The following is a 16127-nucleotide window of genomic DNA, read 5'->3' on the forward strand; positions in this document are numbered from 1 at the left end:
CGTTAACCGGCCAGTTGCAGGTACTCGCCGTAGGCATGCGCGGCGGATGCATCGGTGAAGGTCTGGAAGTCCATGCTGCGCACGACCATGTCGTTCAACAGCTCGGTAAAGATCATCAGCGCCGGAGAATTGAAGTAGGCGCTCATCGCCTGCTCGCTGCTCCAGAAGCCCGAGACCAGCCATACATCGGGATCGACCTGGGAATGCTGCAACGAGAATTGCAGGCAACCCTGCGCCTGACGGCCAGGTTCGATCAAACTGCTCAAGCGTGCACCGAGTTCGGTGCTGCACCCGGTACGGGCACGGATAAAGGCCATATGGCTCGCGGGAATGGGGGTGGACATGTTCGACTCTCCCGTTGAGAAGTGATGCTCGGCAAGCACTGTGAGGGCGTGTTGCCACAGGATCAAAGATAACGGCGCGGGTGTGGGCGCGGTTAGTCAATTCCTGCAGGCTTATTGCACAATCCTGCGAGAAGCGTAGATAAGACGTTTGGCCCCCAGGGTTTATTCCAGGCCCATGCTCAGTGTTTCAGGCACAGGACAGGCCAGGTACTTGCCTGATTCGCGACCTCTCGCAGGATCAGGCAAGGATTGTGCAGAATCGACGTAACACTTTTTCGAAAGCCGCCGCTAAGCTGGGCCCACCAAACAAGCGTGTAGAGGACACCCCATGTCGTCGCCGGACCTCAAGCCCATTCCCCTCGATGCCGAGATGGAAAAACAGCGCGCCGAACTCGCCGGTATCGTGCATCGGCATACCTGGGAAGACGGTTCCTACGGCACGGCGATCACCTCGCTGTTTCTCAACCGCCACAACACGCCGCGCGACTTTATGCCGGTGCTGGTGGAGCCGGCGCTGTGCATCCTCGCCAGCGGCAGCAAGGAAGTACGCCTGGCCGACGAGATCTTTGCCTACGACCCACTCAACTATCTGGTGTTCTCGGTTGCGATGCCGGTGGCCGGGCGGATCATCGACGCCACGCCGGAAGACCCGAACCTGTCAGTGCGCATCAATATCGACCCGGCGCAACTGACGGCACTGATCGCCGAGGCCGGCCCAATGGGCGTGCCCTCCCGCCCGACATCGCGCGGCATGTATGTCGACCGCATCGACACCCAACTGCTGGATGCCGTGCTGCGCCTGGCGCGCCTGCTGGACAGCCCCAAAGACATTGCGATGCTGGCGCCGTTGATCAACCGCGAGATTCTGTATCGCCTGCTGCGTGGGCCGCAGGGTTATCGGCTGTATGAAATCGCCGTGGCCAACAGTCAGAGCCATCGTGTGAGCCAGGCGATCAAGTGGTTGAACGGCAACTATGAACAGCCACTGCGTATTGATGACCTGGCCAAGGAAGTGAACCTCAGCGTCTCGACCTTGCACCACCGTTTCAAGGCGATCACCGCCATGAGCCCGCTGCAATACCAGAAGCAACTGCGCTTGCAGGAAGCGCGGCGGCTGATGATTGCCGAAGGGCTGGAAGCCTCGGCGGCCGGGTATCGGGTCGGGTATGAAAGCCCGTCGCAGTTCAGCCGGGAGTACAGCCGGTTGTTTGGGGCGCCGCCCTTAAGAGACTTGGCCAGATTGCGCCAAAGCATCTGACTCACCGCAAGTATCATTGTGGGAGCTGGCTTGCCAGCTCCCACATTTGAACCTCAGTGTGCTTTAGTCCAGGGTTCGCGGGAGCTGCAAGGTCACTCGCAAACCACCCTCACGCAAATTCTGCAAACTCACCTCGCCGCCATGGCTGTGGGCAATGTTGCGCGCAATGCCCAAGCCCAAGCCATAACCCTGTTGCTGGCCGGCCAGGCGAAAGTGCGGTTCAAACACTTGCTCCAGGCGCTGTTCCGGAACACCTGGCCCTTCATCATCAACGTGCAAGATGAACAACACACCATCATCTTCGATATGCAAATGCGCGTTCTGCCCATACTTCAAGGCGTTGTCGATCAGGTTGCCGATGCAGCGCTTGAGCGCCAGCGGCTTGCCTGCGTACGGCGCCACGGCTCGCCCGTCCTGGGTGATGCGGCCGTTGCCGTTGGGCGCCAGGTACGGCTCCACCAGGCAATCGAGCACGTGATTGAGGTCGACCGGCTCAATGTTTTCGTGGATGTCGGTGTCTTTTACGCACTGCAGCGCGCCTTTGACCAACAACTCCAACTCGTCCAGGTCGCGGCCGAATTTGGTTTGCAGGTTTTCGTCTTCGAGCAGTTCCACGCGCAGGCGCAGGCGCGTAATCGGCGTGCGCAAATCGTGGGAAATGGCGCTGAACAATTGGCTGCGCTCGGTCAGGTAACGGCTGATGCGTTCGCGCATGGCGTTGAACGCACGCCCCACTTCCACCACTTCACTGCCGCCGCCTTCGGCCACCGGCTCCACGTCCGCGCCCAGCGACATGTCCCGCGCCGCCCGCGCCAGGCGCTTGAGCGGCCGGCTCTGCCAGTGCACCAACAGACCGATAAACAGCAGCAGGAAGCCACTGGTCAGCACGATAAACCACACCTGCTGCGACGGCAGGCCTTGTTCTTCAAGGCTGGTGTAGGGTTCAGGCAGCAGCGAGGCGATGTACAGCCATTCGCCGGGCGCCAGCTGGATCTGCGTCACCAGCACCGGCGGGTTTACCGGCTCCAGGGTCAACGCGTAATGCGCCCAGGAACGCGGCAGCTCATCGAGCTTCAAACCGGCGTTGAAAATACGCAGGTCTTCGGCACTGACGAACTCCACCGAGATATGCACGTCGCCGCCCAGGGTCTGGCGCAACACTTCATCCACGGCTTGCAGCACCGCCTGCTTGCGCGGGGTCTGCGGCAATATCTGCATGTCCAGGGGGCGGTCGTTGAGGGTCACCACAAAGCGCGTGCCGCCCATGCTGCGCAGCTGGTCCAGCACTAACGGCCGGTAAGCCACCGGCAGCGAACGGAAATAACTCACGCTGGCCGTCATCGAGTGCGCAAGGCTGCGGGCGCTGGTGACCAGGCCTTCGAGCTGGGTGGCACGCAATTGCGAAACCCAAATCACGCTGGAGAGTGTTTGGGCGAACAGCACCGCGAGCAAGGTCAGCAGCAGCATGCGCCCCAGCAGTGAACGCGGCACCGGGAAGCGGCGGCGGCGTTCAGTTACATGCTCAGTGGGCATTGCCGGCAACCACGCTGGCTGCCAGTTGATAACCGCTGCCGCGCACGGTGCGGATCAGCCGAGGGGGTTTTTCGGTGTCGCGCAGGCGTTGGCGCAGGCGGCTGACGGCCATGTCGACGATACGGTCCAGCGGCATCAGGTCGCGGCCACGGGTGGCGTTGCCGATGGTGTCGCGGTCGAGAATCTGTTGGGGGTGGTCGAGAAACAATTTAAGCAGGGCAAAGTCGGCGCCGGAGAGAATCACCTCTTCGCCGTCGATGTGAAACAGGCGATGACTGATCATGTCCAGGCGCCATTCATCGAACACCCACACATCGCCACCGCTGCTGCGCTCCTGGCCAAACTGGGCACGGCGCAACAGGGCCTTGATCCGCGCTTGCAGCTCGCGGGGGCTGAACGGCTTGCCGATGTAGTCGTCGGCGCCCAGCTCCAGACCGATCACGCGGTCGGTTTCGTCGGAGCTGGCAGTGAGCATGATGATCGGCACCTGCGCCTGGCGCGGGTGCTGGCGAATCCAGCGGCAGAGGCTGAAACCGTCTTCGTCGGGCAACATCACATCAAGAATGACCAAGTCACACGGCGCCTCGTTCATCGCCTGGCGGAACCCCGCACCATCCGACACGCCACGCACCTGGAAGCCGGCGCGACTGAGGTAGGTTTGCAGCAATTCGCGGATTTCCTGGTCGTCGTCGACGAGGAGAATCGATTTACTGATTACGCTCACGGGGTCCTCCTTGTTGTTATGGCCAAGCTTAAGTCATTTGTTGCCCTTGAGGCCCCTTTCGCGAGCAAGCCAGCTCCCACATTTGGAATGCATTTCAAAATGTGGGAGCTGGCTTGCCTGCGATGAGGCCATCAGCCCCTACGCAAAAGCCTGTTCAAGCGCCACACCCGCCCCGGTCAACCCGGAATACGGCGCCGTCACCAACCACACCGGAATGCCTTTGAAGTAGTCGCTCATGCAGCCTTTGTCGCTAAAACTCTTGGCAAAATCGCTGTTGATAAAGAAGTCGGCAAACCGTGGAATCACCCCACCCACGATATACACCCCACCGCGCCCACCGGTGGTCAGTACGTTGTTACCCGCCACACGGCCCAGCCAGATGCTGAACTGGTTCAAGACTTCCATTGCCACCGGGTCGCCGGCCAATCCCGCCGCCGTAATGGCTTCGGGCGTGTCCAGCACCGGGGTATGGCCGTCGACCGCGCAAATGGCGCGGTATACACGGGGCAGGCCGCCACCGCTTAACGCGGTTTCGGCACTGACATGGCCGATTTCAGTGTAGATGTGCTGCCACAGCTGGGTTTCACGCGGGCTGCTCAGCGGCAGGTCGACATGCCCGCCCTCGCCCGGCAGCGCCGCGTAACGGCCTTCGCCCAGGTCCAGCAAGGTGCCGACGCCCAGGCCGGTGCCAGGGCCGATTACCACGGCTGGGCGCCACGGCTCCGGGGTGCCTTCGCAGACCACGCGGAATTCGTCGGGCTTGAGGCGCGTCATGCCCAGGGCCATGGCGGTGAAGTCGTTGACCAGCAGCAGCTCATCCACTTGCAGGGTTTTGCAGAATGCAGTTTTGCTCAGGCGCCAGTGATTGTTGGTGAATTTAAATTCATCGCCACTTACCGGCCCGGCGACCGACAGGCACACCGCGCCGATGTCGCCGATTTCCAGGCCTTCTTCCTTGAGGTAGACCTTGATGGCCTCCTCAGGGCTGGTGTGATCCGCCGTGGCATGCACGCGAATCGAGTGCGGCGCCTGATCCCGCCACAACGCAAAACGGGCGTTTGTACCGCCAATATCACCGACCAGCGCAAGCTTCACTTAAGCGTCTCCAAGGCAGAGGTAAAGGCGCTGGCGCCCTGCTCTGCGGAGCTTGCGGCCAAGCGCATAAATGCAAACAGCTCGCGACCGGCCCCCACGTTATTGCCCAACAGGCCCGTGGCAGGCGTGCGCGCTGCAAATTCTTCGGCGTCCACCTTAAGCTCCAAGGTGCCTTTGACGCCATCGACGCGAATGATATCGCCATCTTTGACCCGCGCCAGCGGCCCGCCGCTCTGAGCTTCGGGGTTGACGTGGATCGCGGCGGGAATCTTACCCGACGCGCCGGACATACGCCCGTCTGTCACCAACGCCACTTTAAAGCCACGGTCCTGCAACACACCGAGGAACGGCGTCATTTTGTGCAGTTCCGGCATGCCATTGGAGCGCGGGCCCTGGAAGCGCATCACGGCGACAAAGTCTTTTTCCAACTCGCCGGCCTTGAACGCATCCGCCAGGTCCTGTTGATCCTGGAACACTACGGCCGGTGCTTCGACAATCTGGTGTTCCAGGGCCACGGCTGAGACTTTCATCACGCCACGGCCGAGGTTGCCTTCCATCACACGCAAACCACCTTCCGGCGAGAACGCGCGGGCCACCGGGCGCAGGATGGTTTCATCGAGGCTTTCGATCGGGCCTTCACGCCAGACCAGTTCACCGTCGACCAGGAAGGGTTCCTGGGTGTAGCGGCTCAGGCCGTGACCGGCCACGGTGTTGACGTCGTTGTGGAGCAGCCCTGCTTCGAGCAGTTCGCGAATCAGGAACGACATGCCGCCCGCGGCCTGGAAGTGGTTGATGTCGGCTTTGCCGTTCGGGTACACGTGGGACAGGGTCGGCACCACCTCGGAGAGGTCGGCCATGTCCTGCCAGGTCAGGATGATGCCCGCCGACATGGCGATGGCCGGCATGTGCAGGGTGTGGTTGGTGGAACCGCCGGTGGCGTTGAGCGCGACGATGGAGTTGACGATGGATTTTTCGTCGACGATCTCGCCGATCGGCGTGAAGTTGCCGTTGGCCTTGGTCAGGCGTGTGACCTGGTGCGCGGCCTCGCGGGTCAGCGCGTCACGCAGCGGCGTGTACGGGTTGACGAACGAGGCGCCCGGCAAGTGCAGGCCCATCACTTCCATCAACAGCTGGTTGGTATTGGCGGTGCCGTAGAAGGTGCAGGTGCCGGGGCTGTGGTAGGACTTCATCTCCGATTCCAGCAGCTCTTCGCGAGTGGCCTTGCCTTCGGCGTAACGCTGGCGCACGTCGGCCTTCTGCTTGTTGGAGATGCCCGAGGGCATCGGGCCGCCCGGTACGAAGATCATCGGCAGGTGGCCGTAGCGCAGCGCGCCCATCATCAGGCCAGGGACGATCTTGTCGCAGATGCCCAGCATCAGCGCCGCGTCGAACATGTTGTGGGACAGCGCTACCGCCGTGGACATCGCGATGACTTCACGGCTGAGCAGGCTCAGCTCCATGCCGGGCTCGCCTTGGGTCACGCCGTCGCACATGGCGGGCGTACCGCCGGCGAACTGGCCGACCGAGCCGACTTCACGCAGGGCTTTTTTGATCTGTTCTGGGAAATGTTCGTACGGCTGGTGCGCCGAGAGCATGTCGTTATATGACGAAACAATTGCCACGTTGGCGGCATTCATCATGCGCAGGCTATTTTTATCTTCAGTGCCACAACCGGCTACGCCGTGGGCGAAGTTGGCGCATTGCAGCTTACCGCGCATCGGGCCGTCGCTGGCGGCGCCGCGAATGAGCGCAAGGTAAGCCTCGCGGGTTGCACGACTGCGGGCGATAAGCCGTTCGGTGACCTCAATAACGCGGGGATGCATGTGTAGAACTCCAGGCTAACGGATGTGGCGACCTGAGTGTCTATGCTGATCAAACGCCCGCAGCGCATGGGATGGCAGGGTGTCGTTTGGATCATCGGACCAGTTGATTCAGGTCACTCGTTGTAGATTGAACAAAATATTGCCACTAAAAAGGCTTGTTTTCTATTTTTATGCGAATAATCTTGTAATTCTTACAACAAATCGACGACAGGCACTTTCCAATGACTCTTCGTATCGCAATCAATGGTTTTGGCCGTATCGGCCGTAATGTCCTGCGCGCACTGTATACCCAAGGCTACCGCCAGGATTTGCAGATCGTCGCCATCAATGATCTGGGCGACAGTTCGATCAATGCCCACCTGCTCAAATACGACACCGTACACGGTACTTTCGAAGCAGAGGTTGCCCACGATCAGGAAAGCCTGACCGTCAATGGTGACCGGATCGCCGTAAGCGCCATCCGCAACCCGGCCGACCTGCCGTGGGCTGCGCACAAGATCGACGTGGTATTCGAATGCACCGGTCTGTTCACCGACCGTGACAAGGCTGCCGCGCATATTACCGCCGGCGCGCGCAAGGTGATCATCTCGGCCCCGGCCAAGGGCGCCGACGCCACGGTGGTCTATGGCGTAAACCATGACATTTTGCGTCAATCCCACCAGATCATCTCCAACGCCTCTTGCACCACCAACTGCCTGGCGCCGGTCGCCCAGGTGCTGCATCGCGAACTGGGTATCGAAAACGGCCTGATGACCACGATTCACGCCTACACCAACGACCAGAACCTGACCGACGTCTACCACACCGACCCGTACCGCGCGCGCTCAGCCACCCAGAACATGATCCCAAGCAAGACCGGCGCCGCTGAAGCGGTCGGCCTGGTGCTGCCGGAACTGGCAGGCAAGCTGACCGGCATGGCGGTGCGCGTGCCGGTGATCAACGTGTCGCTGGTCGACCTCACCGTGACACTGAAGAAAGAAGCCACGGCCGAGCAAGTCAACGCCCTGCTCAAAGAAGCCAGCCAGCACTCGAAAATCCTCGGCTACAACACCCTGCCGCTGGTTTCCAGTGACTTCAACCATAACCCGCTGTCGTCGATCTTCGATGCCAACCACACCAAAGTCAGTGGCAAATTGCTGAAAGTGCTGGCCTGGTACGACAACGAGTGGGGCTTCTCCAACCGTATGCTGGATAACTGCCTGGCGCTGTGTAACGCCGAGTAAGCAGGCAACGCAGCGAGATCGTTCCCACGCTCTGCGTGGGAATGCCGCTTCGACGCTCCGCGTCCCGCTGTTAAGTGGCGACGCGGAGCGTCACAGGAATGCATTCCCACGCTGAGCGTGGGAACGAGCAGCAGGGTTCTTCGTGCCATCTCAAAGTGCCACTTGCCATTTGAGTTGATGATAAGCATTATCATTAACTGCATATCGGTCTGGTATCACTGTGAGCCAATCTCGCTTCAACCAAGTCTTTCTCACCCAACGGGTGATTCTGCTACGCACCTTGCAGCGGATGGTGAATAACCACAGCACCGCCGAGGACCTGTTGCAGGAAACCTACCTGCGCGTCACCCGGGCCCTCAGCGAGCGGCCGATTGATCACCTCGAACCCTTCGTCTACCAGACGGCGCGCAACCTGGCGCTCGACCACCTGCGTTCGCGTCGGATTCAAGCCCGCACGCTGCAGGAAGATGTCCCGCTGGACGTACTGCAAAGCGTCGCCGCCCCCATCAGTACGCCCGAAGACGCGACACAGGCCGAGCAACTGCTCGAACACCTGAGCGTCAGCCTCGGTCAGTTGAGCGCCCGTCAGCAGCAGATTTTCATCCTCAGCCGCCTGCATGGCTGCAGCTATCAGGAGATTGCCGACCAGTTGCAAGTGTCCTTGAGCACCGTGCAAAAGGAACTGAAATTGATCATGGCCATCTGTGTAGGTGTGGCCGAGCGGCTGGATCAGCCTTAAGATTCACCCGACAGATGTGTCGATCCAGGCCGCAAAAAAGACGAATAGAACGTGGCGAAGACCCGAGGAACACCGTGACGGACCCGAATAAACTGCGCGCCCATGAGCTGGCTCATGAGGTGTTGCAAGACACGGCCATGGACCAAGCCCTCGACTGGCTGATCGCCTTGCAGTGCCCGCAACCCGGGCAGCAGGCGGAGTTCGACGCCTGGCTGGCCGCTGACCCGACGCATGCCCACGCCTTCAACAAAGCCCAGGCCGCCTGGGGTGGCGCGCCCGTGCACAGTGCCGCTGTGGCCCTGGCTGCGCCGCGCAAACCGAGCGCCTGGCGCCGGGTCAAGCCGCACTGGAAACCATTGGCCACCGCCGCCGTGCTGCTGATCGGCCTGTTCAGCTTCAGCAACCTGCCCGTGCGCCTGCAAGCCGACCACCTCACCGTGGTCGGCGAACGCCAGCGCCTGCAATTGGACGATGGCTCCAAAGTGCTGCTGAACACCAACTCGGCGTTTTCCAGCAGCATCAAGGACCACCAGCGCGTCGCCCGCCTGTATCAGGGCGAGGCGTTTTTCGAGATAGCCCCCAACCGTGGCCTGCCGCTGGAGATCGACGCCGGCCCCGTGCGTGCCAGCGTGCGTGACACCGACTTCGCCGTGCGTTACCTCAACGGTGAAGCGCAAGTGCAGGTGCAGCGTGGTGATGTCGACCTGAGCAACACCTTCGACGATGCCCGTGTGCGCCTGCGCGCTGGCGAGAGTATCCGCATCGGCCCCAAGGGCTTCGGACAACCCGCCAAGCTGGATGTGAGCAAGGATCTGGCCTGGGTCCAGGGCCGCCTGGTGTTTGAAAACTGCCCGATGAGCGAAGTGCTGGCCGAGCTGCGCCGCTATTACCCCGGCTGGATCGTCAACACCAACGACAAACTGGCCAGCGTGGCCGTCACCGGCAACTACCGCCTCGACCAGCCGCTGGACGTAGTGCGCTCACTGGCACACATCACCTCGGCCAAGCTTTCGGAATACCCGGCGCTGGTCATCTTGAACTAAATGAGAATTATTTTTACTCGATGCTAACCGGCGATACGTCTCGTTATAGCCAATGCAACTGATTCCTATTTGATTCGGTTCGCAACTATAAGATTCGTACCTCCGGAGCGCTCTCGATGTCCTCTCGTTTCAACCGCCGGTCTTCTTCGCCCGTCCTGTCCCTGCTGACCGCCGCCATCCTGCTGGCCAGCGCGCCGGCGATGGCCGCCACGGCCGCCGAGCCGGTCGCCCGCAGCCACGGCAACTACAACTTCAGCATCGAGCAGCAGCCACTGGTCTCGGCACTCAACGCCTTTACCCGCGTGACCGGCTGGCAAGTCGGCCTGCCGGCAGAGCTGGGCCAGGGTGTGTCATCCCCTGGCGTGCGCGGCCCGCTGTCGCCGGAAAAAGCCCTGGACCGGCTGTTGGTGGGGACCAACCTGAGCTACCGCAAACTGGGCAATAACAACATCGTGCTGGAAAAACGCGCCGCAGGCAGCGTGCTCAACCTGCAACAGGTGACCATCAGCGCCACGCGCAACGAGCAGGCCGTCGACAGCGTGCCGAGCACCGTCACCGTGCATGATCGCCAGGAACTGGACCGCCAGAACGTCAACACCATCCGTGAACTGGTGCGCTACGAGCCCAACGTATCGGTCGGCGGCGCCGGCACCCGCGCCAGCAACGCGGGCTACAACATTCGCGGCATCGACGGCGACCGCATCCTCACGCAGGTGGACGGCGTCGAAGTGCCGGATAACTTCTTCAACGGCCCCTACGCCAAGACCCGCCGCAACTACGTCGACCCGGAAATCGTCAAGCGCGTGGAAATCCTGCGTGGCCCCGCCTCGGCCTTGTACGGCAGCAGCGCGATTGGCGGCGCGGTGAGTTATTTCACCCTCGACCCGGACGACATCATCAAGCCCGGCCAGGATGTCGGCGCCCGCCTGAAAACCGGCTACAGCTCTGCTGACGACAGCTGGCTGACCTCCAGCACCGTCGCCGGCCGCGTGCAGGACTTCGACGGTTTGCTGCACCTGAGCCAGCGCAATGGCCACGAAATGGAGTCCTACGACGGCAACAACGCCACCGGCCTGGCCCGCACCGGCGCCAACCCGGAAGACGCGCGCACCACCAATATTCTCGCCAAGCTGGGCTGGAATTATGGCGATGACAACCGCCTGGGCCTGACCTACGAGAAGTTCAAGGATGATCGCGACGTCGACCTGAAAAACGCCGTGGGCGGGCCGTTCGTTGGTGGTCGAGGCTTCAACTTCTATCGCGGCCGTTCGGGTAACGACACCATCACCCGTGAGCGCTTCGGTATCGAAAACCGCTTCGCGCTCGATTCGCCGATTGCCGATCAGATCAAAACCAGCCTCAATTACCAGATCGCCAAGACCGACCAGACGACTGCCGAGATCTACCAACCGTCGCGTCGCGTATTGCGTACTCGCGAAACCCTGTACGAAGAAAAACAGTGGGTCTTCGACGCCCAACTGGACAAAGCCTTCAGCCTCGGTGAAACCGATCACCAAGTGACCTATGGCACCACACTCAAGCAGCAGAAAGTCACCGGCTCCCGGGAAGGTGCCGCGACGTGCCTGGCGGTCGGCGGGGGTTGCACGGCTATCGGCGCGCCCAGCCCTTCGGCCAGCGACAGCGTGAAAAAATCCAGCGACTTCCCGGACCCGACCATCAACACCTACTCGCTGTTCGCCCAGGACCAGATCACCTGGAACAAATGGACCTTCCTGCCCGCCGTGCGCTACGACTACACCCAGCTCAAGCCAAAGCTGACCCAGGAGTTTCTCAACACCGTAAACCCGACCGGCGCCTACCCGGTCAGCGACAAGGAAAAAACCTGGCACCGTGTGACGCCCAAGTTCGGCCTGACCTATGCCCTGACCGACCAATACACCTGGTTCGGTCAATACGCCGAGGGCTTCCGCACCCCGTCGGCCAAGGCGCTGTATGGTCGCTTTGAAAACCTCAACCTGGGCTACACCGTCGAGCCAAACCCGAACCTCAAGCCGGAAACCAGCAAAGGCATCGAAACCGGGATTCGCGGCAATTTCGACGAAGGCTCCTTCGACATCGCGGTGTTCTACAACAAGTACCGTGACTTTATCGACGAAGACGCCTCGGTCGCCGGCGGCGATATCCAAACCTTCGAAGCCAACAACATCAAGCACGCCACCATCAAGGGGATTGAAGCCAAGGGCCGCCTGAACCTCGACGCCTTCGGCGCACCACAAGGCCTCTACACCCAGGGTTCGGTCGGCTACACCTATGGCCGCAACGACGACAACGGCGAGCCGCTCAACAGCGTCAACCCGCTTAAAGGCGTGTTCGGCCTGGGCTACGAGCAAGAGCAATATGGCGCGCTGGTCAGCTGGACGCTGGTGAAGAAACAGAACCGTGTCGACAGCACCACATTCCACGCACCGGATGGCAGCACCAGCGCCCCGTTCAAAACCCCAGGCTTCGGCATCGTCGACCTGACCGGCTACTACAAAGTCACCAACGACGTGACCATCAACGGCGGCCTCTACAACCTCACCGACAAGAAGTACTGGAACTGGGATGACGTGCGCAGCTACGACGGCGTCGGCGAAGCGGGTGTGACCGCGCCGGCCAACCTCGACCGCCTGACCCAGCCGGGCCGCAACTTTGCGATCAACCTGATCTGGGACATCTGATCGCGCTTGCCCCAAATGCCGCCCTCCTCACCTCGCCGGAATTTCAGCGGCGAGGTGAGGATTTTTTACTGTGCCGCGTCTTCTTGTTCGTCTAGTTGATAACAGCTCTCTTTAGGGCACCCAGGCGCTACTCTTCTCAAGGACTTTTTCGATGACCGCTTCTCCTACCGCAGAACGCCCAAGCCTGCGCTCCCAGCGCCTGAACCAAATCACCAACGCGCCACATACCAAGCTCGATGCGCTGGTCAAAGCCCACGCCCCGTTCGAAACCCAAGCCAACTTCGCCCGCTTCGTGGTCGCGCAATACCTGTTCCAGTCGGAACTGGTGGCGCTGTACAACGACCCTGAGTTGATCAAGATCGTCCCGGACCTGGCCGAGCGCTGCCGCGCCGAAGCCGCCAAGCTGGACCTGGGCGACCTGGACACCGAAGTGCCTGCACCGGTTGCCGGCGCCGTGAAAAACCCGAGCAAGGCCGAAGCCCTGGGCTGGCTGTTCGTGTCGGAAGGCTCCAAACTGGGCGCTGCCTTCCTGATCAAGCGCGCCGTGGGCCTGGGCCTGAGCGAAACCTTCGGCGCCCGCCACCTCGGCGAGCCGGCCGGTGGCCGTGCTGAAGGCTGGAAGCGCTTTACCCGCACCCTCGACGGCCTTGAGTTCAGCGCCGAAGAAGAAGCGGCGGTAGAAAAAGGTGCAATCGACGCGTTTGTGCGCTTCACCGTGCTGCTGGAACAGGCGTACGCTAGCGCGCCTGAATTGGCGTAAATGTTCCGATAAACACCGGCTCAATGTGGGAGCTGGCTTGCCTGCGATGGCGGACTGCCTGTCTATACATAGGTGCCTGGCCCACCGCTATCGCAGGCAAGCCAGCTCCCACAGTTGAGCGCATTTCAGTTCGGATAATGTGTAAACCCTCCCAGCAGATAAGCGTCAGCATGCCCGGCAAAACCCAATCCACCTCAAAAATCGCCCAGCTCCTCTTCGGCCTGCTGGCCTACGTCAGCCTGGGCATTGGGTTGGTGGCGATTGTGATACCGGGTTTGCCCACCACTGAATTCATCCTGCTCGCCGCCTGGGCCGCGACCAAAAGCTCGCCGCGCCTGAGTGCCTGGCTGGAAAACCACAGACTGTTCGGCCCGATCCTGTTCAATTGGCGCAACGGCAAGATCATCGCGCGCCGTGCAAAAATCAGCGCCACCGTGAGCATGCTGCTGTGCGCCGGCTTGATGCTGGTGATGCTCGATCACGGCTGGCCGATCTACCTGGCGATTGCCGGGATGAGCCTGGGCAACCTGTGGATCTGGTCACGCCCGGAACGGCTCGCAACGCCCGTATAGCGAGGCGTGTAGTCTTTTACCTACCGCTCATCGCCTGCCCCTCATGAAACATCTAGTTACGCCGATGTTCCGGACATAAGCGCCGAATGGACTTGGCTCGCCCTGCTTGCAGGTCAACAAGTCCAATCGCGAGTGAACCTATGTTCGACACCCTCTCTATCCGCTTGAAAATCGTGCTGCTGTCGGGCCTCTGCCTGGTTGGGGTGATCGCGCTGATCGTCGGCATCAACCTCTACGAGGCCGACCAGAACAACCGCATGGTCAGCGAATCCAGCTCGCGCATGCTTACCACCAGTGTGCAGAACCTGTTGCAGGCCAAGGCCGGCGAACAGGCCGTACAGCTGCAGAAAACCTTTGGTGAAAACCTGGTCGTGATCACAGCATTGGCCGACCAGATCAAAGGCCTGCGCACCACAGCCGCCAAACGCGGGCTGGAAGCGGGCGCACTGCGTGAAGAACTCAACCAGAGCCTCAAGACCGCGTTCGAGCGCAACAGCAAGGTGCTGGGCATCTGGCTGTCGTTCGAACCCAATGGCCTGGATGGCAGGGACAGCGAGTTTGTCGACGACAAAGCCCGCGTCTCCAACGAAAAAGGTCGCTTCTCCAGCTACTGGAGCCGCGCCGCCGGTGAAGGCCTGAACACGGTGATGGTCGAGGAAGACCTGACCAAGACCACGCTCAACCTCAGCGGTACGCCCTACAACATTTGGTACACCTGCCCACGGGACACGCGCAACGTTTGCCTGCTGGACCCGTATTCCGACGAAGTGGCCGGCAAGCAGGTGCTGATGACCACGATCTCGCTGCCATTGATCGTCGACGGCAAGGTCATTGGCGTGGTCGGTATCGACCTGGCCCTGAATACCTTGCAAGCGGTGACGGACGCGGCACAAAAAGAACTGTTCGACGGTGCGGCGCACTTGGAGATTCTGTCCAGCACCGGGCTGATCGCGGCCTACAGCGGTGAGCCCGCGCGCGTGGGTAAAAACCTGATCGACACCCTGGGCGCCGAGGGCAAGGAGATCGTGCAACTGTTGGCCAACGACACGCGCACGATCCGCGAGCAAGACGACACGATCCGCGCCGTGTACCCGGTCAAGCCGATTGCCGACGCCAAGTCCTGGGGCATCGTGATCAAACTGCCGAAAAACGTGATGCTGGCCGACACCTTGAAACTGCAAGGCGTACTCGACAAAGCCCAGGCGGCCGGCATGCTCAAGGCCTTGCTGGTCGGCGCCACCGCTGCCTTGCTGGGCTTATTGCTGATCTGGCTGACCGCCACCGGCGTGACCCGCCCGATCAATACCGTGGCGGCAATGCTGAAGAATATCGCCAGCGGCGAAGGCGACCTCACCCAGCGCCTGACCTACTCGAAGAAAGACGAACTGGGCGAGCTCGCCAACTGGTTCAACCGTTTCCTCGACAAGCTGCAACCGACCATCGCGCAGATCAAGCAAAGCATCACCGAGGCACGTGGCACGGCGGATCAGTCTTCGGCCATCGCGCGCCAGACCAGTGAAGGCATGCAGGTGCAGTTCCGCGAAATCGACCAGGTCGCCACCGCTTCCAACGAAATGAGCGCCACCGCCCACGACGTCGCCAACAGCGCCTCCAATGCCGCCAGCGCAGCACGCGGTGCGGACCAGTCGGCACGTGACGGCATGGCGATCATTGAACAGAGCACCCGCGACATCACTACCCTTGCCGAGGAAGTCAGCAAAGCCGTGGGCGAAGTTGAAGCCCTGGCGGTGAACAGCGAGCAGATTGGCTCGGTGCTGGAAGTGATCCGCAGCATTGCCGAGCAGACCAACCTGTTGGCGCTCAACGCCGCCATCGAAGCAGCGCGCGCCGGGGAAAGCGGGCGTGGGTTTGCGGTGGTGGCCGACGAAGTGCGCAACCTGGCCAAACGCACCCAGGATTCGGTGGAAGAAATTCGCCTGGTGATCGAACGTATCCAAAGCGGTACCCGCGGCGTGGTGGCGACCATGCATTCCAGCCAACACCAGGCCCAGAGCAACGCCGGGCAGATCCATCAAGCCGTGCAAGCGCTGGGCAAGATCAGCGATGCAGTGACGGTGATCAGCGATATGAACCTGCAAATCGCCAGCGCCGCCGAGCAACAAAGCGCCGTGGCTGAAGAGGTCAACCGCAATGTGTCGGCGATCCGCACCGTGACCGAAACCCTCACCGGCCAGGCCACCGAGTCGGCGGCCATCAGCAGCCAGTTGAATGCCCTGGCCAGCCAGCAGATGAAGCTGATGGATCAGTTCAAGGTGTAACACCACTCCCGAAACCAATAGAGGTCGCTGTGGGAGCCGGGCTTGCCCGCGAT

General features: G+C 61.3%; 13 protein-coding genes. 8 read left to right on the forward strand and 5 right to left on the reverse strand.

From position 1 onward, the window contains the following. Positions 1–2 precede the first annotated feature (2 nt). Positions 3–344 (reverse strand): antibiotic biosynthesis monooxygenase family protein, encoded by a 342-nt coding sequence (locus tag L8I05_RS18805; RefSeq protein WP_016975490.1) that lies wholly within the window; start codon positions 342–344, stop codon positions 3–5. A gap of 328 nt (positions 345–672) precedes the next feature. Here L8I05_RS18805 and L8I05_RS18810 point away from each other — a divergent pair, with 328 nt between their 5' ends. Further along, positions 673–1602, forward strand: coding sequence for an AraC family transcriptional regulator (locus L8I05_RS18810; protein ID WP_242170903.1), 930 nt, complete (start codon positions 673–675; stop codon positions 1600–1602). Positions 1603–1665: 63 nt separating this feature from the next. On the opposite strand, the gene L8I05_RS18815 is transcribed toward L8I05_RS18810, so the two are convergent. The 4 genes from L8I05_RS18815 to edd form a co-directional block, all read right to left on the reverse strand. Further along, positions 1666–3135: an ATP-binding protein gene (locus L8I05_RS18815; protein ID WP_277931830.1), complete on the reverse strand. Its 1470-nt coding sequence runs from the start codon at positions 3133–3135 to the stop codon at positions 1666–1668. Beyond that, complete coding sequence (locus L8I05_RS18820; protein WP_078738901.1) at positions 3125–3859, reverse strand: response regulator transcription factor; 735 nt, start codon at positions 3857–3859, stop codon at positions 3125–3127. The genes L8I05_RS18815 and L8I05_RS18820 overlap by 11 nt, the downstream gene beginning before the upstream one ends. Before the next feature lie 138 nt (positions 3860–3997). Further along, positions 3998–4954, reverse strand: coding sequence for a glucokinase (locus L8I05_RS18825; protein ID WP_242170905.1), 957 nt, complete (start codon positions 4952–4954; stop codon positions 3998–4000). Further along, a complete protein-coding gene (gene edd, locus L8I05_RS18830) occupies positions 4951–6777 on the reverse strand; it encodes a phosphogluconate dehydratase (protein ID WP_242170907.1) in 1827 nt (608 codons plus the stop codon). Before edd ends, L8I05_RS18825 begins: the two co-directional genes overlap by 4 nt. A gap of 221 nt (positions 6778–6998) precedes the next feature. Between edd and gap the strand changes: the two genes are divergently transcribed. The 7 genes from gap to L8I05_RS18865 all read left to right on the forward strand — a co-directional run bounded on the left by gap (position 6999) and on the right by L8I05_RS18865 (position 16074). Continuing rightward, complete coding sequence (gene gap, locus L8I05_RS18835; protein WP_159959549.1) at positions 6999–8000, forward strand: type I glyceraldehyde-3-phosphate dehydrogenase; 1002 nt, start codon at positions 6999–7001, stop codon at positions 7998–8000. Between the two features lie 220 nt (positions 8001–8220). Then, positions 8221–8739 carry a sigma-70 family RNA polymerase sigma factor gene (locus L8I05_RS18840; protein WP_056858662.1) on the forward strand — a complete coding sequence of 173 codons (519 nt, stop codon included), beginning with the start codon at positions 8221–8223 and terminating at the stop codon, positions 8737–8739. Between the two features lie 74 nt (positions 8740–8813). Then, positions 8814–9782 carry a FecR domain-containing protein gene (locus L8I05_RS18845; RefSeq protein ID WP_242170910.1) on the forward strand — a complete coding sequence of 323 codons (969 nt, stop codon included), beginning with the start codon at positions 8814–8816 and terminating at the stop codon, positions 9780–9782. Positions 9783–9898: 116 nt separating this feature from the next. Next, positions 9899–12463, forward strand: coding sequence for a TonB-dependent receptor (locus L8I05_RS18850; protein WP_242170912.1), 2565 nt, complete (start codon positions 9899–9901; stop codon positions 12461–12463). Between the two features lie 151 nt (positions 12464–12614). Then, entirely contained in the window at positions 12615–13223 is a 609-nt protein-coding gene (locus tag L8I05_RS18855) for a biliverdin-producing heme oxygenase (RefSeq protein WP_242170914.1), read from the forward strand. A gap of 170 nt (positions 13224–13393) precedes the next feature. Further along, the gene (locus L8I05_RS18860; protein WP_242170917.1) at positions 13394–13795 is read left to right on the forward strand and encodes a YbaN family protein; all 402 of its coding nucleotides are present in this window, start codon (positions 13394–13396) and stop codon (positions 13793–13795) included. 140 nt (positions 13796–13935) lie between these two features. Then, positions 13936–16074, forward strand: coding sequence for a methyl-accepting chemotaxis protein (locus tag L8I05_RS18865; protein WP_242170919.1), 2139 nt, complete (start codon positions 13936–13938; stop codon positions 16072–16074). Positions 16075–16127 lie beyond the last annotated feature (53 nt).

This window comes from Pseudomonas sp. MONT-RG-20F-20-E-7-02, assembly GCF_022662395.1.
Lineage (GTDB): Bacteria > Pseudomonadota > Gammaproteobacteria > Pseudomonadales > Pseudomonadaceae > Aquipseudomonas.